The organism is Bacteroidales bacterium (assembly GCA_035299085.1).
Lineage (GTDB): Bacteria > Bacteroidota > Bacteroidia > Bacteroidales > UBA10428 > UBA5072.
Genome location: DATGXG010000004.1, coordinates 84,037 through 106,887, shown reverse-complemented (window position 1 = coordinate 106,887; position 22,851 = coordinate 84,037). Strand labels below are relative to the sequence as shown.

Genomic DNA, 22,851 nt, shown 5'->3' with positions numbered 1-22,851 from the left:
GTTAAGAAAGAAAAGCTGTTTGAGTCCGATTCCTGCGGACGAGTTCTTTTCTTTTAGCGAAGAGAATTAATTTTTAGCGATTTTTTCAGCAGCGGCGGCATTTTTTGCTTACTTTTTTTTGCTGCAGAAAAAAAGTAAGTCAGGGCTAGGGGCGAAGCCCCTATAAATTATATGCTTCCAGATTCTTATTCAGCCAGGCGATGAATTGATCCACATCGGAACTGTAAGTGTAAAATTCGTCGGTGACATTCTTATCATCTCCGTTTACCACAGCATACAGCGGTAATGCATTCGAATTGAACCTTGTTACCTGCAATTCCTGGTTCACTTTACCCATTGTATTTTTTACTTTACCGTCGGCCGATGTGACCCATTCTGGTTCCGGCAGTTTAGTCCTGTCATCCGTATACAATGCCACTATTATAAATTTTTCCCTGAGAATATTCTGAACTCGCGGATCAGACCACACTTCGGCATACATTTTTTTGCAGTTGGAGCACGTGTGCCCGACAAAATCAACAAGGACCGGTTTTTTCTGCTGTTTTGCACAGGCCAGCGCTTCACTGTATTTGAAATAACCCTGCAGTCCCTGGGGTATTGAAAGCATATCGGAATAAGATGGGGTAGAGCACACTTCATTTGATGTTGCTGATAATGCCTGTACCTGCGTGGTTACTTTCCTTTCGGATGCCGGTGGTACTATTGTTGACACAGCTTTCAGATCTGAACCCAGTAACCCTGAAAACAGGTAGAGTGCAAACGAGAAGCTCGCAACAGAAAGGATAAACCTCGGAACACCAACATAATCGACATCACTGTCATGTGCGAATTTTATTTTCCCGAGCAGGTAAATCCCCAGCAAAGTAAAAATAACAATCCAGATGCTTAAAAACAGTTCCCTGCTGATCAGGTTCAGATGATAGGTCTGGTCAATCTTTCCAATGAAATACATCGAAAAGGCAAGCATAATGAAGGCAAAGAAAATTTTCACACTGTTCAGCCATCCGCCTGATTTGGGCAGACTCTGAAGCCACGACGGAAATATGGCAAACAACGTAAAAGGCAGGGCGAATACAATCGAGAATCCTGCCATTCCTATGATGGGTTCCAGTACTTCTCCCTGTGAAGCCTTGATTAACAGCGAGGCTACAATGGGTCCTGTGCATGAAAATGACAGTACAGCCATGGCAACCGCCATGAAAAATGCCCCCACATACCCGCCTTTATCAGCCTGCCTGTCGATTTTATTGGCAAAGCCCGAAGGCAGTGTTATCTCAAACATACCGAAAAATGATGCGGCCAGTATAATGAAAATTGAAAAGAACACGAGGTTGGTGGCCCAATGCGTGGTGAAATTATTTACAGCGTTCGGATTTTTAACAACAGCAACCAGAACGCCGATGAGGGTATACAGGAGAATGATGGACAGACCAAACACCAGCGCTTCGGAAATGGCTTTTGAACGACTTTTTTCACCCCTCAGGAAATAAGAAACCGTCATGGGAATCATTGGGTAAACACAAGGTGTGAGTAACCCTCCCAATCCTGCTACCATGGCAAAGAAAAACAAGGACCACAGAGAATTGCTTCCGGAACCGGAATTATTGGTTGTGCCGCCGGATACTGAAGCCTTTTGTTTATTGCCTGTATCAGCAACTGCAGATGTTTTAACTGAATCAGCCGTATCAGGCACCATTGTCTGATTGCTTGTGCCGATTGTGATTTCAGCTGTTTCTTCTTTAACAGGAGTCTTTTTTCCTGTTCCTTCCAGCCTGAATTCAAAATCCTGTTCACCCGGAATACATTGCATATCGCTACAGGTCATGTATTCAACAGTTCCTTTCACCACAATGCTGTCAGGTCCTGTTTTTTTAATACGCTGGGTAAACGTAACCTGGCCGTTGTGCAATTCGAGTTTCATATTGAAGATCTCATCATCCACGACTTCCGGTTTTGGACTCTGGGTTGGTTTTCCTGTGATTTCAAATCCTTTGGGATTGTCAAAGTGCAGGCTGGCCGGTATTGGTCCGCCTTCCGGTATGTTCAGGCCGTACATATGCCATGGTTTGGAGATCGTTGCTTTGAAGATAAGATCAACATGCGTTGCATCAACCTGTTTGGCCGAGAATGCCCATTTTACCGGCTTAATCACCTGGCTGCTGCCCGGCAGAATAACTGAAATCAGTAAGAAAAAAGCAAGAATTCCGCGTTTCATTTGGATATATAAATAATTAATACAAATTTAGAATTAAAATACAGAAAAATGAGTTTCGCATATTCTCTTGAAAAATTCAGGGTGGTACCTGAGCGGACCAAACGTCCCAGGTTATTGTCAGTGGATGCGCTCCGCGGATTCGACATGTTCTGGATTATGGGCGGTGAAGCCATTTTCAAAAGCCTTGATCTGATTTTTCACTCCCACACAACCCAGTTGATAAACACACAATTGGATCATGTGGAATGGCTGGGATTTCGCTTTTACGACATCATAATGCCACTGTTTGTGTGGCTTGCCGGCGTATCCATGCCTTTTTCCTATTCATCCAGACTTGGACAAATCGGCTCCAAGAGAGCGCTGTGGCCGCATATCATCAGGAGGTTTCTCATTTTGTGGATACTGGGTATGATGGTGCAGGGAAACCTGCTGAGTTATGATCCTGCAACATTTAAATTCTACAGTAACACATTGCAGGCGATTGCTGCAGGGTATCTGATTGCATCAGTGTTTGTGCTGTACCTGAATGTCAGGTTACAGGTGCTGGCAACGGCGGGACTCATGATGGTTTACTGGCTTGCCATGGCCTTTATACCGGTTCCGGGAGCGGGTGCCAATATATATGAGCCTCAGCAAAACCTGGCTTTGTATATCGACAAACTGCTCCTTGGAAGATTCCAGGACGGCACTACCTATACCTGGATACTCAGTAGTCTCAATTTTGGCGCATCAGCCATGCTGGGTGTTTTTGCCGGGTATATTCTCAAATCGGATTACAAAAAATTCAAAAAATTCTTTGTCCTTGCTCTTGTTGGTTTTATTCTGATTTTCCTTGGAAAGGTTTGGGATCCGGTGCATCCGATAATCAAGCATATATGGACCGGTTCATTTGTTCTGTTTGCAGGCGGGATCTGTTTCCTGGGAATGGCATTCTTCTTCTTCGCCGTTGATATGACCGGTTGGACCCGATGGGCAACATTCTTTATTATTATAGGATCCAATTCTATTGTGGCTTACACGGCATGGCACCTGTTTGACTGGGGACTCATATCCGACGTATTTACAGGCGGTCTTCAGCAATATATGGATAACTGGTACCCGCTGCTTCGTTCACTATGTGCCTTTGCCGTGATCTTCCTGGTACTTCGGTTTATGTGGAAGCAGAGGATTTTTGTGAAGGTCTAAAAGCCCGTCATTGCGAGGAGCGTGAATCGACAATGATTATAGAAAAAATTAATTGCGACGAAGCAATCTGCCCGAACAGGCACAGCAATGCAATGAGCAATTATTGTTCCGATTAACTGTCTTGGCGAGGCAATACCTGTGCTGGCAGATTGCTTCGTCGCTCTATATATTCAATATAATCAGTGATTATCAAGCTCCTCGCAATGACGCTTTTACATCGCCACTTCCTCCCCCTTACCATCAAACAAATGGTATTCAAGGAAATCGTAGGATGAAATGGATATGATCTTTATACGGCAGCCGAAATGAAAGCGCCACCGGAGATTCAACGGAATGATTCCTTTGGTCAGGTAGGCTGCCACATAGGGATGAAGCTTAAGAACAAGAAGACTATGCTTCTGCTTTTCAAGTATCGAGGTGATATGGTTTTCTATCTTATCAATAAACAGGATGCTTGGTGAAATTTCACCGGTACCGTTGCATGTAGGACACTTTTCCGTAGTGCTGATATGCATTTCAGGCCGCACCCGTTGACGGGTTATCTGCATCAGTCCGAATTTGCTCAGAGGCAGAATGCTGTGCTTGGCACGGTCGTTTTCCATGCACTGCTTTATCTTTTCATTCACCTTCTGGCGATGATCGCTCGACTGCATGTCGATGAAGTCGATTACAATAATGCCACCCATATCTCTTAACCTCAATTGCCGGGCAATTTCTTCAGCTGCAGCCAGGTTAGTTTCAAAGGCATTGCTTTCCTGGTTGTTCACCGATTTCGACCGGTTGCCGCTGTTGACGTCAATTACATGGAGTGCCTCGGTATGCTCGATAATTAAGTATGCACCGTTCTTGAAGGATACCGTTTTTCCGAATGCAGATTTGATCTGCTTTTCAACACCGAAATGCTCAAAAATGGGAACAGTGCCCTTGTGGAGCTTTACAATTTTCTCCTTTTCAGGGGCAATCGTATTGATGTAATCTTTTATTTCCCTGAAGATGATTTCATCATCCACAGTGATGCTGTTGAATGATACATTCAGGATATCACGGAGTATGGCAGTTGTGCGGTTGATCTCGCCGATAAAAAGATACGGCGGCTTTATGTTTTTTAAATTATCAAAGGCATTTTCCCATTTACGGACAAGACCCTTCAACTCCGTATCAAGATCCTTTACCTTTTTGCCTTCAGCCACTGTACGTACAATGATGCCGTAATTCTGAGGTCTGATGCTTTGAATAAGCGTTTTAAGGCGGTTTCTTTCTTCAGCCGACTGGATCTTTTGCGATACGGAAACCTTATCATGGAAAGGCATTAACACCAGGTTACGGCCTGCAATTGAGATTTCGGATGTAAGGCGCGGGCCTTTTGTGGAGATGGGTTCCTTAGCTATCTGCACCATTACAAGTTGTCCCTGCGTGAGGACATCCGTAATAGTTCCTTCTTTATCAATATCCTTTTCCCTTTTAAATTTCTGAAATGAAAATGCTTTCCCGCGGCGGTTGAGCGATGATTCAAGAAATTTGTGCAGTGTTCTTACCTGGGGACCAAGATCAAGATAGTGCAAAAAAGCATCCTTTTCAAAACCAACATCAACAAAAGCCGCATTTAAACCGGGCATCAACTTCTTTACTTTGCCAATATAGATATCACCAACGGCAAACTTGGGATTGCTTTTTTCCTTATTTAATTCGACTAATTTTTTATCCTCTAGTAGAGCAATGTTAACATCGCTGGAAGATGTATCAATAATCAATTCTTTGCTCACATTTCCAAAATTATGAAGTCTACCGATACTATAGAGCCTGAAGAACGCAGATAAATAAACATAATAAACCTAAAGTGAACTACGTCAACTTTAGGTTTATTTCAGGTCATTATGAATAAGTTACAGAACTACCTGTTTTTCTTCTTATGTCTGTTCTTACGCAAACGTTTTTTACGTTTGTGTGTAGCCATTTTATGTCTCTTACGCTTTTTTCCGCTTGGCATGTTGTTATTATTTAGAGAAAATTACTTTACGTTAGCTTTTACCTTATTTACAAAGGTTTTTGCAGGCTTGAACGAAGGGATATTATGAGCAGGAATGATCAGAGTTGTATTTTTTGATATATTCCTAGCTGTTTTCTTAGCCCTTTTCTTAATTATAAAGCTACCAAATCCCCTGAGGTAGACATTCTTACTCACAACCAGCGAGTCCTTTACAGCTTCCATAAAAGCTTCAACTGTCTTCTGAACAGTTATTTTCTCAATCCCGGTGTTTTTAGAGATTTCGTTTACAATATCCGCTTTCGTCATTGTTAAAATACTTTAATTATCAATTAATTAGAAGTTTACATTTTTTCGAGATGCAAATATAAAGCATTTCCTTCGATAAATAAAACACTAAACCATTAATTTTGACATTCTTTATATCGATTTCAGGAAAAAAAAACATGAATGTGTCCTCATTATTAATTAAATGGTACCATAATAATAAAAGGGACCTTCCATGGCGTTTATCGCAAAACCCTTATCATATCTGGATATCAGAGATTATTTTGCAGCAAACACGGGTCAATCAAGGCCTGCAATACTATTGCCGTTTTATCCGAAAATATCCTGATATACAGGATATGGCTGATGCACCTCTTGATGAGATATTGAAGCTTTGGCAGGGTCTAGGCTATTATTCCAGGGCTCGTAACATGCACTTAACTGCAAAACAGATTGTTAAGGAGTTTGATGGTCGGTTTCCCTCAACCTATGATTCGCTTATTAAATTAAAAGGAATCGGCAAATACACTGCTGCAGCCATTGCCTCAATGGCTTTCAATGAACCGGTTGCCGTTGTCGACGGAAATGTATACCGCGTAATCAGCCGTATATATGCCGTATCAGAGCCCATAACATCTACGGCAGGAAAAAAACTTTTTGAAAGTCTGGCAGGTGAACTGTTAAACACCCTGGACCCGGCAACCCATAACCAGGCTATGATGGAATTCGGGGCGCTTGTCTGCGTGCCCCGTAATCCCGACTGCCTGTCTTGCGTGCTTGCGGAAGGTTGTATGGCAAGGGAAATGAATCTTGTTCATGAACTGCCTGTGAAGAAAGTCCGGCAGGCAACCCGGATGAGATATTTTAATTATTTGGTTATCAAAAATAAAGACCATATCCTTATCAGAAAACGAAACGAAAAAGATATCTGGAATTCGCTTTATGAATTTCCCATGATTGAAACACCTGAACCTGTATCATTTGATGAACTTCGCCAAAAATCACCGTGGGATAAACTAACCTGGCATGCAGGCCAGGTTGAAGAGCCTGTAGTCACATACAATCACAAACTCAGCCACCAGACGCTGATTTGCAGTTTCTTTAAAGCGGATTCCGGAAAACTCCCGGAGCCTGATGGTGGAGAATACATACGGGTAAATCTTAATGATATTAAGGAATACGCCGTGCCCAAGGTGATTGAGAGGTTTTTGGAGGAGATGGAAAAAACCTGATAGCGTCCGGAGGACCTGTCAGCGTTTTTTGATGGGTAATATTCATTGGAAAGCCCTGATCAACGCTGACAGGTCTTCGACGCTGTCAGGATGATCAGGGCATCCAGTATCCGTTTTTTTTTATAATTTTACCTTCTATTTTAAACTATCAACCTATGTCAGTCAATAAAGTAATTCTTGTGGGTCACGTCGGACAGGACCCTGAGGTTCGTTACCTTGATAATAATACACCTGTCTGCACCATCAGAATGGCGACAAGTGATGTTTACAAGAACAAAAGCGGCGAACGGGTTACAACGACCGAATGGCATAATGTAGTGCTATGGAGAGGACTGGCTGAAGTGGCTGAGAAATATGTAAAAAAGGGTAGCCAGATTTATATTGAAGGGAAACTGAGAACCCGCTCCTGGGATGATAAAGATAAAAACAAACGCTATACTACCGAAATAGTTGCGGATGTCATGCAACTTCTGGGTAAAAGAAGTGACGAACAGGGCCAGTCGCCCCAGGCTCTTTCACATGGTGACCAGCCTGCACCCGATAAAATGCAGGTTGACGAACCTGATATAAACAATGATTTGCCTTTTTAGCATTTCCTGTGTTTAATCTTATTTTTACTGAATTGGACGAAGAACCCTATTACCAGGCTGCCGGCATGGTATTTCAAGTTACGGTACACCCGTTTACTCTCAATTTGCTGTTTGCTATTTTTGCCATCCTGGTATTGCTCATCCTTTCGGCTCTTGTTTCCGGAGCCGAGGCGGCTTTCTTTTCGCTTTCCCCTTCAGAAATTGAAAAATTCCGTAATTCCAAATCATCAAATGACCAATCAATTAACCGCCTTTTGGGCATTCCCGACAAATTGCTGGCGACCGTTCTTGTATCGAATAATCTTCTGAATATTGGAATTATTATCATTTCAGCATATGTAAGCAGTTCACTCTTTGATTTTTCACATTCCGAAGTTCTCGGGTTTATTGTTGAAGTCATAGTAATTACCTTGCTGATCGTGTTTTTCGGCGATATTTTGCCCAAGATATATGCAATTCGTTATTCAGGAAAGGTAGCAGCCTTTATGGCAAAGCCGCTTGAGACAACCGAGAAATTACTGAGGCCGCTGAATTACCTGCTTGTCAATTCAACGGGTTGGCTCCAGAAAATTTCAGGCCAGCATAAAAAGAATATTTCAATGGATGACCTTTCCGAAGCACTTGATCTCACTCAGCATAGCCTGAGTGATGATAAAAAGATTCTGGAAGGCATCGTAAAATTCGGCAACCTCAATGCAAGCGCCATTATGACGCCGCGAATTGATATTGTTGGGGTTTCAATACGCACACGATTCAAAAAGCTTATTGGTGTGATTGTGGATTCGGGCTATTCAAGAATACCTGTCTACAGCGACGACTTTGACAACATCAGGGGTATTCTTTACATAAAAGACCTGCTGCCATATCTTGATAAACCGGATTCATTCAACTGGCAATCGCTCCTCCGGCCGGCTTATTATATTCCTGAAGCCAAGAGGATCAATGACCTGCTTAAGGAATTCCAGACTTCCAAAATTCATATGGCCGTTGTGATTGATGAATACGGCGGAACACTTGGAATTATTACACTTGAGGACATACTTGAAGAAATTGTGGGCGAGATCAGCGATGAATCTGATCTTGAAGAACCTCCACCTTACGTAAAACTTGACGATAAAAATTACCTTTTTGAAGGGAAAGCCCTGTTAAACGATTTTTTTAAAATTTTTAACCTTTATGAGGAAGATTTTGAGTCAATTAAAGGAGAAGCTGATACCCTGGCCGGGATGATCCTTGAATTAAAAGGAGAACTTCCAAGGAAAAACGAGGCTTTTAAAATAAAAGGATTTACTTTCACCGTGAAATCGGTCGATCAGCGGAGAATTAAACAAATTCAGGTCACCCTGGAATAACACGAGAGGCACTATGAATAAATTTCAATCATTCTTTTTCAGGGTTTGTCTTGCATGCACCCTTGCCTTTTTTTCAGTGTGTTTAACCAGTTGCCACAAAAATTATACGCCAAAACCACGGAGTTATTTCAGGATCGACTTTCCCGAAAAAAAATATGTGCAGTACCATTCCGAAGGTTGCCCTTACAGCTTTGAAGTTCCGGTGTATTCAAAAGTGGTCCCTTTTGAAGGCAGGATGGCCGAACCATGCTGGATCAATATAGAGTTCCCCGGATATAAAGGTGTTCTGCATATTACCTATAAAACCTTAAGCAACAACCTGGGCAGTTTCGTTGAAGACATTCATACGCTGGCTTATAAACATAGTATCAAGGCGGATGATATTATTGAAAAGCCTTTTTATTACCCCGATCGTAAGGTAAACGGCATTCTTTATGATATCAGAGGTAACACGGCCTCGTCACTCAGCTTTTTTGTTACCGACAGCACACGCAACTTTTTAAGTGGTGCATTGTATTTTAATGTGATACCCAATAAAGATTCACTTGCGCCGGTTATTCAATTTTTTTCGGCAGATGTGCAGCATCTCATTGAGACAATAACCTGGAATTAACCGAATTTATTCATTGGTCCATGGCAATTATACTGAATGAGCAATTTGAATGCGGCTGCCAGTTGGGCATCTGGAAAATTACCGAAGATTATAATGCGCTGCGTTCAAGTGTTAAACTTAACCGCGAAGAGCTTGAAACCCTTGAAAAATTCACCCATCTTCCACGTAAAATCGAGTGGTTGAGCGTCAGGGTACTTTTAAATGCAATGACTCAGCGTGAACTGTCCATATTTTATAATCGCAACAGAAAGCCGTTTATAAAAGAAGAAAACTACCTGATCAGCATATCCCATTCGCGGGACCTTACTTCAATCATGCTAAGCAGGCAGAAAAGAGTGGGAATAGACCTTGAGTATATGTCGCACCGGATTGGCAATATATCCGACCGGTTCATCAACAGCCAGGAACAGATTACTACGGATGAGGAACAGCGCAAATACCATTTATACATTCACTGGTGTGCGAAGGAAGCCCTTTATAAGATCTGTGACAAGCAGGATATTAATTTCAAGGAAACGCTGACAATTGAACCTTTTATCCCTGCTGAAAAAGGTGAACTGAACGGGTGGGTCAGAAACCGTTCAAGGAATGAACTTTTTAAAATGAATTATTTTTCACTGGGTAATTATGTTGTTGTCTGGACGTGTAAATAGCATATCAATACAATTAAATCCGTGATCTACAATACCGTTTCAACACCCGGCCGGAAAACAATTTCCCTTTTGATCGATCCCGAAAAACAACCGGTTGCCTCCCTGGATAAAACACTGGCAGTTGCAGAAAAATCAATGGTTGATCTCATTCTTGTAGGAGGAAGTCTTACTTCACTCCCTGTAACTGATTTTATCACCGAACTTAAAGCCCATAGCAATATTCCGGTATTGCTTTTCCCCGGAAACCTAATGCAGCTAAGCGATAAAGCTGACGGTATATTACTATTGTCTTTGATTTCAGGCAGAAATCCTGAATTGCTGATCGGAAATCATGTCATGGCTTCCCGGTTCCTGAAAAAGTCGGGCATGGAAATCATTCCAACAGGATATATCCTTATTGGCGCGGATATCCGAACGTCTGTGGCTTATATGAGCAATACAATTCCCATTCCGGCTCAAAAATCCGACATTATCACGGCCACGGCAATCGCCGGTGAGCAGCTTGGAATGAAACTCATTTATCTTGAAGCCGGAAGTGGTGCAAAAGAAATGGTGTCGCCGGAAGTGATAACAGAAGTTAAAAGGAATATTAGCATACCGTTATGGGTAGGTGGCGGAATCCGAAGCAGGCATGATGTGCAAAAGCTTTACGCTGCGGGCGCCGATGGAGTGGTTGTCGGAACGGCGGTGGAGGAGGATTATGAAAACCTCATCCGGCTTGCGGAAGTCCGCAAAGAATTTACATGGTAAGAAACAAGGCAAGTCCTTGTTTTTTTCGTTAATGGAAAAATTGAAATCATTCATCAACACATCTTCCCGGTTCACAGAAATCCGCCAACTTCTCTGTAAGGGGTGCGTATCATCATACAGAAATCAGAAAACAAAAAACAATAGATGACAGAAAGAAAAAATAGATGATTTTGCCCAAGTTGGTTTAGTTAGTAGTTTTGTTTAATGTGAAAAGACCGTCGTTTGACGGTCTTTTTTTTTACCAATTATCTATCTTTGCTTATACCAGAAATTCACAATGTCATCGGAAGATAAAATCAGGATTGATAAATGGCTATGGGCCATGCGCATTTTTAAAACGCGTACCCTTGCCACGGATGCCTGCAGAAAAGGAAGGATCATAATTAACGGCAATGAGGTAAAACCATCGCATGATGTGAAACCGGGTGAAACGATATTTATCCGGAAGCTTCCTGTGGTTTATACTGTCCGTGTTATAGCGGTGAGCAATAACAGGCTTCCTGCCCAGCGGGTAAGGGAGTTTTTGGAAGACCTTACATCACCTGAAGAACTTGAAAAGCTTAAAATCAGTGAAAGCAGCTTTTTCAGGCGGGATAAAGGCAGTGGCAGACCAACCAAAAAGGATCGCCGATTACTTGATAATATTTTTGATCAATAGCAACCGTGTTGCCAATGTCCTAACCTAAGATTATGCTGATAGCCCAGGAAAAGAGAAAAACCAATATTGCAGAATATATACTGTATATGTGGCAGGTGGAAGACCTGATCCGTGCATACCGGTTTAATATTGACGATATTGAAGAAAATTTGATTTCACAGTACCCTAACTCGGAAAAAATCCGGGATGATGTACGCGACTGGTATGCAAACCTTATCCTGATGATGTACCAGGAAGGGATCCGTGAAAGAGGTCATCTGAGTTTCCTGAAAACACTGATGGACGAAATTACCGACCTGCATATCAGGCTCATTAATCTCGAAGGGCAGGATGATTACCAGCAATTATACCGGAATGCTCAGGTGTATCTTGATGAATTCAGGAAAAAAAGTGCCGATCCGAATGCCGGTGATATTGAAACCTGCCTGAATGCGCTTTACGGCCTGCTACTTCTGCGCCTAAAAAAACAACAGGTAAGCCGCGAAACCGAAATCGCTATGTCAACCTTTTCCAAACTAATGGCCCTGCTTTCTCAGATATTTCTGAAGGTAGAGAGAGGAGAGAGGGAGATTTGAGGCTGGATGCTGGGCAGAAGCGCGTCATTGCGAGGAGCTTGAATAATTAGTGATTATAGTCTGATTGTAAGTCGACGAAGCAATCTGCATGAACAGGCAGAACGATGCAAAGACAAACAACAGATAGATGCTTTTAGAAGGTGTGCATGTGCTGGCAGATTGCTTCGTCGCTATAAATATTAACTACAATCAATGATTGATCAAGCTCCTCGCAATGACGAATCACCAATTACTGATTACTTACCCTCGCCTCATCCCTTATCCTGTCTGTAAGCGCATTATAGTAATTGTTCGCGTCTTTTTCCTCAAATTCTGTATAGGAACGTGATGCCCATTCCTTTGCCTTTTCAAGATCACCCAGGACTTCATAGGCAACAGCAATATTGAAAGCGGCCCTGCCGGCGTCTTTCCTGTCGCCGTTATTTACAGTCTTCATCCATGAATCAATGGCTTTATCCCATTGTGCGACTTCGGAGTACCTTACACCCGTTCCCAGCTCCTTTTTAGGCTTATCAAAGAAATACCGGGTTACCTGGTAATAGGTTGGAGTGATGCGTTGGCCGTAAATAAACCCGGCATCATAGCTGGCCCGGTTTATAGCTTCGGTTTTGTCGAGCAGTGAATTAAGTGCGCCCTGCAAAGTTGGTGCCTGTGCATCAAAGTTCAGTCGGTGCGTCGTCTGGAATTCATCGATGATTACATGGTTCACCGCATCATATAGCCGGATTCCAAGATTTATAACGGCTATGCCGTTGGCCCTGAATTCAACCCTTGTTGAAACCTGGCCGTTCTCGGTCTTCGTATCCAGCTTTACAGGATTGTTCGTAAGCAAAAAATCAGTATCGAAAATTTCTATTGAAAGCAGGATATCGGTTTTGTGGCGGTTACAGATTTCCGTAACAGTTTCCCAGTCAAGCGGGGCAGGAAACGTATTTTTTGTACCGTTCGATTTATATCTTTCTGAAGTTCTCACGGTTTCAAATCTTTTTGTTCCAGAACAGGCTTCTATAAAACCTTCTGCAATGCGGGCAACCGCCTGGTCATCCTGATGAAAGGCTTCACCGGTTATAACCTGTTCAATCTTATTCTGGTTGGTTTCATCCTGTAAAGTCCGGTCGATAAGGGCAATTGATTTCAGGTTTTCGGGCAATACAAGGTCTGAAGGCCTTACAAGGGTTAGCTTAACCCATGCTGAGCCTGAGAAAAGGATAAAGGCAAAAACGGAAATAAGTATAATCGTAACTTTTTTCATTTTCGTTGGCTTTATTTCTGTATACGTGATTTGCACTTAAAGTATTCACTTGAGTATGTTAATTTGATTTTGAAAATAATGTGTTATTTTTGTGGAAGGGGCATTTAGCTCAGTTGCCTGCCTGCCGGCAGGCAGGGTTTAGAGCACCGGGGTCTTAGCTCAGTTGGTTCAGAGCGCATGCTTGACAGGCATGAGGTCGCCAGTTCGATCCTGGCAGATCCCACTTTCATATCACTGCACATTCATAATATCGAACAAGGAACACTGATTTATGAATTTCGAAGTTTACCTTAATCTGTAAAAATCCAAACTATGCGCTGGAAAGGACGTGAAGGCAGTGGCAATATCGAGGACCGCCGCGGAATGAGCGGTGGCAGAATTGCTGCCGGCGGTACCGTCGGTACCCTTGTAATTGTTGTTATCGTTTGGCTTCTTGGAGGAAATCCTTCCCAGTTACTGAATAATCTTCAATCCGGCACCGAACAGGGAACAGCCGATTCCACAGTTATTCAGGCTGAACAGGAACTTGCCGATTTTTCTTCGGTAGTGCTAAAGGATACCGAAGATGTATGGCATGAACTGTTTGCAAAAAACGGTCAATCTTACCGCGAACCGACTCTTGTTCTTTTCAGCGGTTCTACTCAATCGGGCTGCGGCTTTTCTTCAGCGGCAACAGGCCCGTTCTATTGTCCCGGCGATGAAAAACTGTATATCGATCTTTCCTTTCTGCAGGAGTTGCAGGACAAACTATCGGCAAAGGGAGATTTTGCCATGGCCTATATTATTGCCCATGAAGTAGGACATCATGTTCAGAAACTCCTTGGAATTACAGATAAAATGAATGAAATGCGCGGCCAGGTTAGTGAATCGGAATATAATAAATACTCAGTGAAACTTGAACTTCAGGCTGATTTTCTGGCTGGTGTCTGGGCTTATCATGCCCAGCGCACGAAAAACATTCTTGAAGAAGGGGATATTGATGAAGCCATAAACGCGGCTGCTGCTGTGGGCGACGACCGCATCCAAATGCAATCGCAGGGTTATGTGGTTCCCGATGCGTTCACACACGGCACTTCTGAACAGCGAAAATACTGGTTCATGAGAGGCTTTAAAACCGGCGATATCAGTAAGGGAGATACTTTTAAAGAAGTGGATTAGGAAATTTATGATTTGGGATTTACGATTTAGGATTAATTGAATTGACGAATTTAGATTTACGATGTACGATTGGGCTTGAGATTTGAAATCGTAAATCGTAACTCGTAAATTTATAATATCCGGTTTTCCTGCTCTGATTTATGAATGATAAGTAACGAAGGAAACTGATTCAGGGGTAAATTGTGCTTATCCTCAAGTGATTTCCAGTTATGTTCCGAAACAATTACAAGATCAACCGATCTCAGAAAAGCCGGCTGCAGTAAACTGCCTGTTACAGGAACCATGGGTATCCCTGAATCATTAAAACCATTGGCTGAATCCTTGTTTTCAAGTCCGCGGTGATAGGCGTAAAACTTCCGGTCACTGTTATGATTCAGCAAAGCGGCATACTTAAAAATGAATTCATCGCCGTTACCGAAATACACGATAAGAACCGACTTGATTTCAGTGAAATTGCGCTCATTGAAAATCAGTACATCACATGGCGCATCATGAATAATTCTTTTCAGAATACCGCCGAGGATGTCAGTGCTGAATACCGACCGGGCACTTCCCATAATCAGAAAATCAGGCTTCTCATAGCGGCAGGTCCTCAGAATTTCGCCATGGATTTCGCTTGAATTTAAGTAGATCGTATTCAGTGTGAGATCATATTTTTCAGATACCTGCCTCACCGGGATAAAACTTTCCCTTTCAAAAATTCTTGCCTCATCAGGAGAAATATCGCTCCTTGGAGATATGTGCAGGGCTGTGAAAACAGTGTCTTTTGCCACTTTTCCGGCAAAAAGGTATGCCAGGTTCAGCAGGGTACTTCCCATTTTGGGATTGGCAAACGAAAGCATGATGCGGTAAATGTGACCAGTTGAAACGAGTTTTTCCTTTTTCGGGTGGAAAAGCTCAACCAGATTCAAACCCGGACCGGTGAGTACCGTTGTGATAAGTGCCATGATGATGAGCATGGTGAAGATATCAGGGCCGAGAATACCCAGGTCATACCCGATATTCAGCACAATAAGCTCCATCAGGCCTTTCGTGTTCATCAGCACGCTCAGGGATATTGAATCGCGCCAGCTGAGCTTTACATACCTGGCACCAAGCAATGTGCCGCCAAATTTACCTAAAATTGCGATGAGAGTTATGAAACCGCAAATCATCCACATGGTACTGTTATTGATCAGCCCTATCTGTGTACGTAATCCGGTGGAAACAAAAAACAACGGCAGCAGGATAACAAGAGAGATGTCCTCTATTTTTTCAGTAAATACCCGTTTGAAGTTGATATTTTCAGGCATAACAACTCCGGCCATGAAGGCGCCGAATAAGGCATGAATTCCAATAGCTTCGGTTACAAGAGAGGAGAGTAATATAAGCAGGAAAACAAGGGCTACAATCGGTTTCACCATGGCTTCGCGACTGCCGTAAACATTTCCGATTCGGTACATCAATGGTTTGACAACGTAAAACATGAAAAGGATGTACAATACCGAAAAGCCAATGGTCATAAAGGAATGGCTTATACCCCCTGCTTTTACAACGGCAATTACAATGGCCAGTATGATCCATGCCACCACATCACCTATGGCAGCCACAGTGATAGCCATTATGCCAACCGGTGTCCTGGTAAGTTTTCTCTCCTGTACAATGCGGGCAAGAACCGGAAAAGCTGTAATCGACATGGTGGTACCCATGAAAAGCGCGAAGTATGTGAACTGCACATTTTCAGGGCAAAAACGCTTGTATAGCAGGGATGCCAGGAAAACACCCAGGATAAACGGAACCACCATACTGGCGGTACTTATCAGAAATGCCTTGTTGGCCGACTTTTTGAAAGCGCTTGTATCCAGCTCCATACCAATGATAAACATAAAGAAGATCAGGCCCAGCTGGCTGAATTGCTCAAGTACAAAAATTGAATTTTCGGGGAAAAGGAATCCGAATACTTTTGGCGACAACGCTCCTAAAACCGAAGGACCAAGCAGCAAACCGGCAACAATTTCACCAATCACAAGCGGCTGATCAACCAGCTGAAAAATGTAACCCAGGATCCTGGCGGCTACCATGATGACAATAAGCTGCATGATAAAAATACCGGGTGCCTGAGTAAGCTTGTCGGCAAAATGTTTGAGATTAATCCCGTTACCCCACAACGACGACCGGGTGACAGTTTCCCCGGTGCCTGCCGAAGCAGAACCCAGGATAAACCAGACTGCCACCAGTCCTATACCAATCAGAATGCCATAGAAATACAGATTTCTTTTCATTCTTAATTTTCCTGTTCCTTAAAGAGACCGGCAAACTTTGTAAACATCATCAATGCCAATATACCGGCAATCATATGGATAGCCATTACAAACCACACATTCTCGGGATGTCCTGTGCTAATGAAGTGACTGAAAATATAGCGTGTATAAATCCAGCCGCTGAGAAGTCCCCCAAGTCCGGTTGCAAGAAAATTGGAGCCCATGTAAAGACCTGCTTTTTCTTTCGGTGCTATCCAGGTTATATATTCCTGGATGCGGGGTGATGTTATCATTTCTCCGAAAGCAACAAGTATGATTCCCGGAAAAAACAGTGCCGGACCTGATATGCGGGCAAGTCCCAGCAGGCAAAAGCCTGCACACAATACACCCAGGCCTGAAATGAAGGATGAAACCGGCCTGAATCGTTCAAATATCCATGAAACGATCACCTGGAAGACGATAATAACCCATCCTGTGTGTGAAATAGTCTCTCCGAGCACCATTCGAACACCGTTTCTTTCTTCCGAAATCAGACCTGCCAAACGGCTTCCAAAAACTGACCTGATCTGTTCATACAACTGGTGCCCGTCAAGGTATGACTCCACATAAGTGGGACATATATTGAAGAACGTCCAGAATGGCAGCCAGAAAAACAAGCCAATCAGAATAAGGAAAGTGGTAAACTTCATATCGGAAAGGGCTTCGCCCATTTCCCTGAATTTTTTACCCAGGGTTTCGCCTTCAAGAGCTCTTTCAGGTTCCTTATAAAACAAGAGAGTGATGACAAACATTATGGCAATGGCAACAAATGCAGCTATATAGGCATTTTGCCATGATGTGGCCCTAAGGCTTCCCATGATCAGCGGTCCGAAGGACGCCCCGATGTTAACCATGGCGTAGAATATGCCAAAACCTATCGACCGGTTTGTACTGTCGGTAACGACTCTCACCGTGCCTGAAATCAAAGGTTTGAAGATCCCCGCTGCAAACCCTATGCACAGCATTGTCAGCGCAATGCCCGAAAATGATTTAGTGTAGATGAGTAGCAAAACGGAAGGCAAATAAGCCAGGTAGGAAATGAGCAGTACTTTCTTAAATCCGTACCGGTCGGCAAACGTCCCTGAAATTACAGGTACCATATAGGATACAAACAGGAATAAACCCTGGATGATTCCCAGCTGATCAGTCTTAAATCCTAGTTTTTCGAAATAAATCCCGAAACCTATATAAATGCCATAATACGCAAATCGCTCAAGGATCTCAACACTGTTGGCAATCCAGAATACTTTAGGAAACCTGGAACGGTTTTTAGTCATAAAGCCCGAAATTTACAGGAATAAACAGAAGTGCCGGCAAGTTAACAAAAAACGGGTATTGTCTGCAGTAATGTGCGAGAAATTCAATCATTCCCTGTTTCTGACCTCTAGCCGGAAACCTGTGTTATGAATGTTGACAATTGATACGGCGGGATCGTTACCCAGCATTTTCCGCAATTTGGTAATATAAACATCCATGCTGCGCCCCATGAAATAATCATCTTCACCCCAGATGGTCTTTAAGGCAAGATCCCTGCGAAGCACATTGTTCATGTTTATGCACAAAAGGTGCAGCAATTCAGCTTCCCGTTTTGTAAGCTGCCTTTCCTGGTCGGCGATTGAAAGAATATGGTTCGGGTAATCGAATTTATATCGGCCGATATTAAAAACAGATGACTTTTCAGCGTTTCTTCTTGACCTTCTTAATACGGCATCTATTCTTAGCTTTAGCTCTTCAGTACTGAAAGGTTTGGTGATGTAATCATCGGCTCCAATTCTGAATCCTTTCAGTTTATCTTCTTTAAGTGTTTTGGCAGTCAGAAAAATGACCGGTATATCGCAGTCGGTTTTACGGATCTCCTCAGCTACCGAGAAACCGTCAAGAAGCGGCAGCATGATATCAAGTAAAACAAGGTCGTAACTGCCTTTTTTAAATTCGTCCAGTCCATCCCGTCCGTTTTCTCTGAGAATCACTTCATATTCCGACATTTCAAGGAAATCGCGGATTACGATACCCAGATTCTTATCATCTTCAACTAAAAGGATTATGCCTTTAGATTTCGCCATTTCAATTTCGTTTTTCGGCGGCTGAATACGGGAAGTAAACATCAAACCGGCTGCCTTTGTTCAAATCGCTGAATACATTGATATACCCGCCATGCGCTTCAGTCATGATCCTGGCATAATATAATCCGAGACCGAAACCTTTCACATTGTGAATATTTCCGGTGGGCACCCTGTAGAATTTATTGAAAATATGTTTCATTGCCTCACGGCTCATTCCGATTCCGTTGTCGGTAATTGATATCAATATGCCATCGTTAGCATCTTCAGTATCAACCCGGATTTCAGGCTGCCTGTTATTATATTTCAGAGCGTTTTCAGTGATGTTGGTTATAACACCGGTCAGGAACATCATATCACCGCGTATGACAGGGTTTTTAGCCTTGAGATTATAATTTACGCTTACTTCTTTTTCTGATCGTTCAAGGCAGATATTGGGAATGACAGAACTTATAGTCTTATGTACATCGCATTCCTGGAGGTTAAGAGTGATTTCCTGGTGATCTTGCTGGGCAATTTCAAGAACCCGTTCAATCTGTTTCTTCATCCGTTCATTTTCATCAAGAATGATGCGGGCGTAGTTTTTCACGCGCTCCTGACCTGAACGCGGATCGGATTTCATCAGCACTTCAGCCGCAAGGGCAATAGTGGCAACCGGCGTTTTGAATTCATGGGTTACATTATTAATGAAATCATTTTTCATTTCCGAAAGCTTTTTCTGTCGGAGGTATGTAAAAACTATCAGAATTACGCCTGATGAAATTATGGTGAGAAAAATGAGTGTCAGCAGAATCCATCCGATCTGTTTTGAAAAAACGATCCGGTTTTTACCGGGAAAATACAATGCCAGGTGATAATATGTGCCTTTATACACAGGCGAAAGACAGGCTTTGAATGGCTCCGTTTTTTTTGAATCGTCAGAAAAGCCGGCCGAGTGCCATACAACCGAGTCATTACTGCTTTTAACAATGCTGTAGTAATATTCTCCTTCCAGCCTGTGGTAGTTTACATATTTTCTCATAAGACCGCTGAGAAAAGCTGTATCCACAACCTGCAGGATATTATGCGCCGTATTTGAATCAACAGGTACAGCAACGGCTTCATGATTGGTTTTAAGTTCGCCGATTACATCTGAAAGAGCGTTATCGGCCCGGTGATTAAACTGCTTTCCGGCTAATCTGGTTTCTTCCAATATCCATAACACCTGGGTAAAAACAAGACCCAGCAATGCAAGTAATGAAACAAGTATGATTATTTTAACAGTTTTCGGACGCATATTCTTTCTGCACCCGACTAATTTATAACAAATTAGAGTGAGTTTAATGGTTTTAACAGATAATTAACGAGAAGGTTATGGCTATAGGCAAAATCCAACCTGTCAGCGTCCGGAGGACCTGACAGCGTTGTTTATTTATATGTATCTTCTAATTATAAATCTTAAAACGCTGACAGGTCTGCGACGCTGTCAGGTTTTACGCCGGGTCCAACCTGTCAGCGCTGTTTCGCCTACAGCCTCTTATTGAAATTATTCATTGTTCGTTCAACGCCGAGGGTGGCGAAACCCTGTATGACTTCGTGGCAGCTTTTAAGTTTTTCAGGAAGTACGGATGCTTCTTCTTTTGTCCATTTGCCGAGGACATAATCAACCTGCATTCCATACGGAAAATCGCCTCCGATGCCGAACCTCAAACGGGCGAAGTTCTGATTGCCCAGTGTTTCAATTATGCTTGTGAGTCCGTTATGTCCCCCGTCACCACCCCTGGCTCTGAGACGGATTGTGCCGAAGGGCAGCGAAAGGTCATCTGATAGTACCAGGAGATTTTCAGGAGGAATGGATTCTTTCTGCAACCAGTAGTTAACCGACTTTCCGCTTAGATTGACGTAGGTGTTGGGTTTGAGCAGAATGAGAGTGCGGCCTTTGTAACGGTATTCAGTAGTAAAACCGTACCGTTTGTCATTAAAAACAATACCGGATGCCTCTGCTAAAGCATCCAGTATTGTGAAACCGATATTGTGCCTGGTATTGTGGTATTCATCTCCCACATTACCCAATCCGGCTATCAGGTATTTCAAAACAAATGTTATTTTTCTTTCTTGGCTTCGGCAGCAGGAGCGGCAGCAGCAGGAGCAGCAGCAGCTTCGGCAGGTGAAGCAGTTTCAGCTTCTCCCATACCTTTGGCAGCAGCCCTGGCTGATATCACACCAACGATAAGTGAGCGCGGAGCTTCGAGTATTTCAACCTCGGGAATTTTAACATCGCCGGCAAGGATTGACCCTCCGATATCAAGGTCCGAAATATCGAGAGTAAGAACATCAGGCAATTTATCCATCAGTCCTTTAACCTTAACGTATCTTTTGCGCTGCCTGAGTTTACCACCGGCACGGATACCGATTGAATTCCCAGTGATTTCAACAGGAAGTTCAACTATAATAGCCTTATCCCTTGATACTTCGATAAAATCAATGTGGTTGATGTCATCGCTTACCGGGTGAAACTGCAATTCCTTCATTACAGCCAGATGCTTCTTACCTTCAACGTCGATATCAACTATAAAGGTATGATGCGTGTAAACAAGATCCTTAAAATCTCTTGCCTGGGCTGCGAAGTGAACGTTTTCTTTACCGCCATACAGAACGCAGGGTACCTGGCCGTTTCTTCTCAGATTTTTTGCGTCTTTTTTTCCTGTTGCTGAGCGCAGGGTCGCTTTCAGATCGAAAGTTTTCATTTTAATAATTGATTAAACAATAATACTCGTGCTACCTGGAATTCCCCGGGATAACCGGATTCCCCATTACACCATTGTTTAATGTAAACAAAGGTTAAAAAGGAGGGCAAAGATAAAAAATTATTTGGATTAAAGAAAAGATACTGGATACCGGATGCTGGATAGTGGATGCTGGATACTGGATTCCGCCGGTCCCATTGGTCTCATACGTCCCATTGGTCCTAGTAATGAACACCGAACACCAAACACCGATTTTTGATTTAAGAAGTTTTCCTACAGCCTATGGCCTAAATCAGAAAATTCTCCGTTATCGATTTATATTTATAAACCTTATGGATCACGTCAGCAAACAAATCAGCTATGCTCAGCACTTTGATTTTATCCGAATGACCCCGCAGAGGAATGGTGTCTGTTACAACAACCTCTGTAATATCTGATTTTTCAATACGTTCATAAGCGGGTCCCGATAGAACCGGGTGTGTGCAAACCACTCTTATGCTCCGGGCTCCTTCTTCCATCATCAGTCTTGCGGCCAGGCAAACAGTCCCTGCCGTATCAATCATATCATCCACAATGATGACATTCTTGTCTTTTACATCACCGATTACCCGGATCTCTTCTACTACATTGGCCTTTTTTCTGACCTTATAGCAAATCACCATTTCACAGTTCAGAAACCTTGAGTATGCGTTGGCTCTCTTGGTCCCGCCCATATCGGGTGCAGCAATAACAAGATTGTCAAGTCCCAGGTTTTTAATATAGGGAACAAAAATCGTTGATCCGTATAAATGATCCACAGGCACATTGAAAAATCCCTGTATCTGATCGGCATGGAGGTCCATTGTCATTACCCTGTCTGCCCCCGCTGCAGTTAATATATCTGCAACCAGTTTTGCTCCAATGCTGCACCTGGGCCTGTCTTTCCTGTCCTGCCTTGCCAGCCCGAGATATGGCATTACGGCCACCACCTGGTAAGCAGAAGCTCTTTTTGCCGCATCAATGAGCAACAAAAGTTCCATCAGGTTATCTGAAGGAGGGAAAGTTGACTGAACTATAAAAACGATGCAACCCCTGACTGACTCTTCAAAGTAAGGCTGAAACTCACCATCGCTGAATTCCAGAACCGATGTGCGACCCAGTTCGGTTCCGTAACTTTGAGTGATTTTTTCAGCCAGATAATGTGAAGCGCGACCAGAGAAAAATTTAATTGGAGCCTTAATTTTCATCTTTGCAAATCAGGTTAATTGAAGTGCTGCAAATGTAAAAAATATCCGCTCAACAAAAGAAGATGAAATGCGATTA

21 protein-coding genes and 1 tRNA gene are annotated in these 22,851 nt (G+C 42.9%); 11 read left to right on the top strand and 11 right to left on the bottom strand.

What is annotated here, in order from left to right:
* Nucleotides 1-160 precede the first annotated feature (160 nt).
* Nucleotides 161-2,215 carry a cytochrome c biogenesis protein CcdA gene (locus VK179_01190; GenBank protein ID HLO57332.1) on the bottom strand — a complete coding sequence of 685 codons (2,055 nt, stop codon included), beginning with the start codon at nt 2,213-2,215 and terminating at the stop codon, nt 161-163.
* Nucleotides 2,216-2,263: 48 nt separating this feature from the next.
* Between VK179_01190 and VK179_01185 the strand changes: the two genes are divergently transcribed.
* Nucleotides 2,264-3,400, top strand: coding sequence for a hypothetical protein (locus VK179_01185; GenBank protein HLO57331.1), 1,137 nt, complete (start codon nt 2,264-2,266; stop codon nt 3,398-3,400).
* Nucleotides 3,401-3,612: 212 nt separating this feature from the next.
* Here VK179_01185 and VK179_01180 read toward each other — a convergent pair whose 3' ends face one another.
* Both VK179_01180 and VK179_01175 read right to left on the bottom strand, forming a co-directional pair.
* Complete coding sequence (locus VK179_01180; protein HLO57330.1) at nt 3,613-5,163, bottom strand: Rne/Rng family ribonuclease; 1,551 nt, start codon at nt 5,161-5,163, stop codon at nt 3,613-3,615.
* Between the two features lie 245 nt (nt 5,164-5,408).
* Complete coding sequence (locus tag VK179_01175) at nt 5,409-5,693, bottom strand: HU family DNA-binding protein (protein HLO57329.1); 285 nt, start codon at nt 5,691-5,693, stop codon at nt 5,409-5,411.
* Nucleotides 5,694-5,794: 101 nt separating this feature from the next.
* Here VK179_01175 and mutY point away from each other — a divergent pair, with 101 nt between their 5' ends.
* The 8 genes from mutY to VK179_01135 all read left to right on the top strand — a co-directional run bounded on the left by mutY (nt 5,795) and on the right by VK179_01135 (nt 12,074).
* Entirely contained in the window at nt 5,795-6,883 is a 1,089-nt protein-coding gene (gene mutY / locus VK179_01170) for an A/G-specific adenine glycosylase (GenBank protein HLO57328.1), read from the top strand.
* A gap of 155 nt (nt 6,884-7,038) precedes the next feature.
* Nucleotides 7,039-7,473, top strand: a complete 435-nt coding sequence (locus VK179_01165) for a single-stranded DNA-binding protein (GenBank protein ID HLO57327.1) — start codon at nt 7,039-7,041, stop codon at nt 7,471-7,473.
* A 32-nt stretch (nt 7,474-7,505) separates the two neighbouring features.
* Complete coding sequence (gldE, locus tag VK179_01160; protein ID HLO57326.1) at nt 7,506-8,825, top strand: gliding motility-associated protein GldE; 1,320 nt, start codon at nt 7,506-7,508, stop codon at nt 8,823-8,825.
* Nucleotides 8,826-8,838: 13 nt separating this feature from the next.
* Nucleotides 8,839-9,438: a gliding motility lipoprotein GldD gene (gene gldD, locus VK179_01155; GenBank protein HLO57325.1), complete on the top strand. Its 600-nt coding sequence runs from the start codon at nt 8,839-8,841 to the stop codon at nt 9,436-9,438.
* Between the two features lie 20 nt (nt 9,439-9,458).
* Nucleotides 9,459-10,091: a 4'-phosphopantetheinyl transferase superfamily protein gene (locus VK179_01150; protein ID HLO57324.1), complete on the top strand. Its 633-nt coding sequence runs from the start codon at nt 9,459-9,461 to the stop codon at nt 10,089-10,091.
* A 21-nt stretch (nt 10,092-10,112) separates the two neighbouring features.
* Entirely contained in the window at nt 10,113-10,841 is a 729-nt protein-coding gene (locus VK179_01145) for a geranylgeranylglyceryl/heptaprenylglyceryl phosphate synthase (protein HLO57323.1), read from the top strand.
* A gap of 277 nt (nt 10,842-11,118) precedes the next feature.
* Nucleotides 11,119-11,499 carry an RNA-binding S4 domain-containing protein gene (locus VK179_01140; GenBank protein ID HLO57322.1) on the top strand — a complete coding sequence of 127 codons (381 nt, stop codon included), beginning with the start codon at nt 11,119-11,121 and terminating at the stop codon, nt 11,497-11,499.
* A gap of 32 nt (nt 11,500-11,531) precedes the next feature.
* Nucleotides 11,532-12,074 (top strand): DUF4924 family protein, encoded by a 543-nt coding sequence (locus tag VK179_01135; GenBank protein ID HLO57321.1) that lies wholly within the window; start codon nt 11,532-11,534, stop codon nt 12,072-12,074.
* 229 nt (nt 12,075-12,303) lie between these two features.
* On the opposite strand, the gene VK179_01130 is transcribed toward VK179_01135, so the two are convergent.
* Nucleotides 12,304-13,326: a DUF6340 family protein gene (locus VK179_01130; GenBank protein HLO57320.1), complete on the bottom strand. Its 1,023-nt coding sequence runs from the start codon at nt 13,324-13,326 to the stop codon at nt 12,304-12,306.
* Nucleotides 13,327-13,474: 148 nt separating this feature from the next.
* Between VK179_01130 and VK179_01125 the strand changes: the two genes are divergently transcribed.
* A tRNA-Val gene (locus VK179_01125) sits at nt 13,475-13,549 on the top strand.
* Between the two features lie 89 nt (nt 13,550-13,638).
* Nucleotides 13,639-14,484: a neutral zinc metallopeptidase gene (locus VK179_01120; GenBank protein HLO57319.1), complete on the top strand. Its 846-nt coding sequence runs from the start codon at nt 13,639-13,641 to the stop codon at nt 14,482-14,484.
* Between the two features lie 110 nt (nt 14,485-14,594).
* On the opposite strand, the gene VK179_01115 is transcribed toward VK179_01120, so the two are convergent.
* The 7 genes from VK179_01115 to VK179_01085 form a co-directional block, all read right to left on the bottom strand.
* Nucleotides 14,595-16,745, bottom strand: coding sequence for a cation:proton antiporter (locus tag VK179_01115; protein HLO57318.1), 2,151 nt, complete (start codon nt 16,743-16,745; stop codon nt 14,595-14,597).
* A gap of 2 nt (nt 16,746-16,747) precedes the next feature.
* On the bottom strand, nt 16,748-18,040 hold the full coding sequence (locus tag VK179_01110) for an MFS transporter (protein HLO57317.1): 1,293 nt from the start codon (nt 18,038-18,040) through the stop codon (nt 16,748-16,750).
* Between the two features lie 87 nt (nt 18,041-18,127).
* Nucleotides 18,128-18,826, bottom strand: a complete 699-nt coding sequence (locus VK179_01105; protein HLO57316.1) for a response regulator transcription factor — start codon at nt 18,824-18,826, stop codon at nt 18,128-18,130.
* A gap of 1 nt (nt 18,827) precedes the next feature.
* Nucleotides 18,828-20,099 carry a HAMP domain-containing sensor histidine kinase gene (locus VK179_01100; GenBank protein ID HLO57315.1) on the bottom strand — a complete coding sequence of 424 codons (1,272 nt, stop codon included), beginning with the start codon at nt 20,097-20,099 and terminating at the stop codon, nt 18,828-18,830.
* 230 nt (nt 20,100-20,329) lie between these two features.
* On the bottom strand, nt 20,330-20,896 hold the full coding sequence (pth, locus tag VK179_01095) for an aminoacyl-tRNA hydrolase (GenBank protein HLO57314.1): 567 nt from the start codon (nt 20,894-20,896) through the stop codon (nt 20,330-20,332).
* 8 nt (nt 20,897-20,904) lie between these two features.
* The gene (locus tag VK179_01090) at nt 20,905-21,549 is read right to left on the bottom strand and encodes a 50S ribosomal protein L25 (protein HLO57313.1); all 645 of its coding nucleotides are present in this window, start codon (nt 21,547-21,549) and stop codon (nt 20,905-20,907) included.
* 287 nt (nt 21,550-21,836) lie between these two features.
* Nucleotides 21,837-22,775, bottom strand: coding sequence for a ribose-phosphate pyrophosphokinase (locus VK179_01085; protein ID HLO57312.1), 939 nt, complete (start codon nt 22,773-22,775; stop codon nt 21,837-21,839).
* Nucleotides 22,776-22,851: the final 76 nt, after the last annotated feature.

What these genes read in the sequence shown, in the direction of transcription:
- VK179_01090 (HLO57313.1), bottom strand. Translation starts at nt 21,549, where the DNA reads ATGAAAACTTTCGATCTGAAAGCGACCCTGCGCTCAGCAACAGGAAAA.
- VK179_01140 (HLO57322.1), top strand. Translation starts at nt 11,119, where the DNA reads ATGTCATCGGAAGATAAAATCAGGATTGATAAATGGCTATGGGCCATG.
- VK179_01165 (HLO57327.1), top strand. Translation starts at nt 7,039, where the DNA reads ATGTCAGTCAATAAAGTAATTCTTGTGGGTCACGTCGGACAGGACCCT.
- VK179_01105 (HLO57316.1), bottom strand. Translation starts at nt 18,826, where the DNA reads ATGGCGAAATCTAAAGGCATAATCCTTTTAGTTGAAGATGATAAGAAT.
- VK179_01120 (HLO57319.1), top strand. Translation starts at nt 13,639, where the DNA reads ATGCGCTGGAAAGGACGTGAAGGCAGTGGCAATATCGAGGACCGCCGC.
- VK179_01150 (HLO57324.1), top strand. Translation starts at nt 9,459, where the DNA reads ATGGCAATTATACTGAATGAGCAATTTGAATGCGGCTGCCAGTTGGGC.
- VK179_01130 (HLO57320.1), bottom strand. Translation starts at nt 13,326, where the DNA reads ATGAAAAAAGTTACGATTATACTTATTTCCGTTTTTGCCTTTATCCTT.
- VK179_01185 (HLO57331.1), top strand. Translation starts at nt 2,264, where the DNA reads ATGAGTTTCGCATATTCTCTTGAAAAATTCAGGGTGGTACCTGAGCGG.
- VK179_01175 (HLO57329.1), bottom strand. Translation starts at nt 5,693, where the DNA reads ATGACGAAAGCGGATATTGTAAACGAAATCTCTAAAAACACCGGGATT.
- VK179_01110 (HLO57317.1), bottom strand. Translation starts at nt 18,040, where the DNA reads ATGACTAAAAACCGTTCCAGGTTTCCTAAAGTATTCTGGATTGCCAAC.
- VK179_01135 (HLO57321.1), top strand. Translation starts at nt 11,532, where the DNA reads ATGCTGATAGCCCAGGAAAAGAGAAAAACCAATATTGCAGAATATATA.
- VK179_01100 (HLO57315.1), bottom strand. Translation starts at nt 20,099, where the DNA reads ATGCGTCCGAAAACTGTTAAAATAATCATACTTGTTTCATTACTTGCA.
- VK179_01085 (HLO57312.1), bottom strand. Translation starts at nt 22,775, where the DNA reads ATGAAAATTAAGGCTCCAATTAAATTTTTCTCTGGTCGCGCTTCACAT.
- VK179_01190 (HLO57332.1), bottom strand. Translation starts at nt 2,215, where the DNA reads ATGAAACGCGGAATTCTTGCTTTTTTCTTACTGATTTCAGTTATTCTG.
- VK179_01115 (HLO57318.1), bottom strand. Translation starts at nt 16,745, where the DNA reads ATGAAAAGAAATCTGTATTTCTATGGCATTCTGATTGGTATAGGACTG.
- gldD (HLO57325.1), top strand. Translation starts at nt 8,839, where the DNA reads ATGAATAAATTTCAATCATTCTTTTTCAGGGTTTGTCTTGCATGCACC.